This window comes from Anaerostipes sp. MSJ-23 (genome assembly GCF_018918155.1).
Lineage (GTDB): Bacteria > Bacillota > Clostridia > Lachnospirales > Lachnospiraceae > Anaerostipes.
In genome coordinates this window covers 1-1,309 of the sequence record NZ_JAHLPY010000038.1, presented here as the reverse complement: position 1 = coordinate 1,309, position 1,309 = coordinate 1, and the positions used below count along the sequence as shown (strand labels likewise).

The 1,309-nt window shown below is 40.5% G+C and carries 1 protein-coding gene and 1 other annotated feature; the gene reads left to right on the top strand.

Annotation, left to right across the window (positions count from 1 at the left end):
* Positions 1–50 precede the first annotated feature (50 nt).
* A protein-coding gene (locus KQI71_RS12235; protein WP_139113547.1) for an IS3 family transposase occupies positions 51–1,270 on the top strand; the annotation gives its coding sequence in 2 pieces (ribosomal slippage) (positions 51–327 and positions 327–1,270; 1,221 coding nt in all).
* Positions 326–442, top strand: a sequence feature (AL1L pseudoknot). It overlaps the preceding gene by 117 nt.
* Positions 1,271–1,309 lie beyond the last annotated feature (39 nt).

Here is a 1,309-nt window from a genome sequence, read left to right as displayed (position 1 = left end):
TGAACCGTACCGGGTTTGTCGGAGAGTCAATATTCTGAGAGACTACCCCGATGACAAAATTAAAATATACCCCTGAAATCAGAGAAAGAGCGGTTCAATTATTGATTGAATCTGAAAAAGATTATCCTTCTACTTGGGCTGCAATCACAGCAATTGCGCCTAAGATTGGTTGTACTCCTGAAACACTTCGTGCCTGGCATCAAAAGCATTTAGATCAGCAAAATCCTATTAAAGTACAACAGATATCTGATCAAGAAAAAATGAGGCAAATGGAACGTGAAATTAAAGAATTAAAGCGTGCCAATGAAATTCTACGTAAAGCAGCCGCTTTTTTCGCCCAGGCGGAGCTCGACCGCCCACACAAATAATGGTGGATTTTATCCATAACAATAAAGATCGATATGGTGTTGAAGCGATTTGTAGAATTTTACCGATTGCAGCTTCAACCTATTACCGGACTTTAGATCTCGCTGACAATCCAGAACATCGAGCGAAACGAGATCTACATGATGAGCATCATGCTGAACAAATTAAACGAATTTGGAAGGAAAGTTCAGGTCGGTATGGTGTACGTAAAGTCTGGCAAAAACTGAAACGTGAAGGCTATATTATTGCGCGCTGTACTGTTGCTCGATTAATGCAAAAGCTAGGTATACAAGGTGTTTGGCGTGGTAAGAACAAAAAAACCACCCGTAGCCGAGATGACCAAAAACGGGCAGATGATTTAGTGAAACGTAATTTTAATGCTGATCATCCAAACCAACTATGGGTGGGTGACTTTACGTATATTCAAACTCATTCAGGCTGGGTCTATACCGCCTTTATTATTGATGTGTTCTCACGAGCAATTGTTGGATGGAAAGTATCTACACGGATGAATACAGATATGGTACTCGATGCACTTGAGCAAGCATTGCACGATCGAGGCATGCCAAAGAATGTGATTCATCATTCCGATAGAGGTGTTCAATATCTTTCCATTCGCTATACCAATCGTTTAGAAGCAGCAAATTTACGAGCATCAGTCGGTACAACGGGTGACTCATACGATAATGCTTTGGCTGAAACGGTGAATGGCTTATACAAAACAGAGGTGATTGAATATTTAAAAGCAGATTGGCAAGGTTTAGCGGATGTACAACTTGCGACACTAAACTGGGTGGATTGGTTCAATAAAGAACGTGTACATAGTGCGCTAGATTATGTATCACCTTTTGATTTTGAAGCAATGTACTATGATAAAATTAACCAGTTAGGTCAGGTGGCCTAACTTAAATAAAAAGTCTCCGACAAACCCGGTACGGTTCAA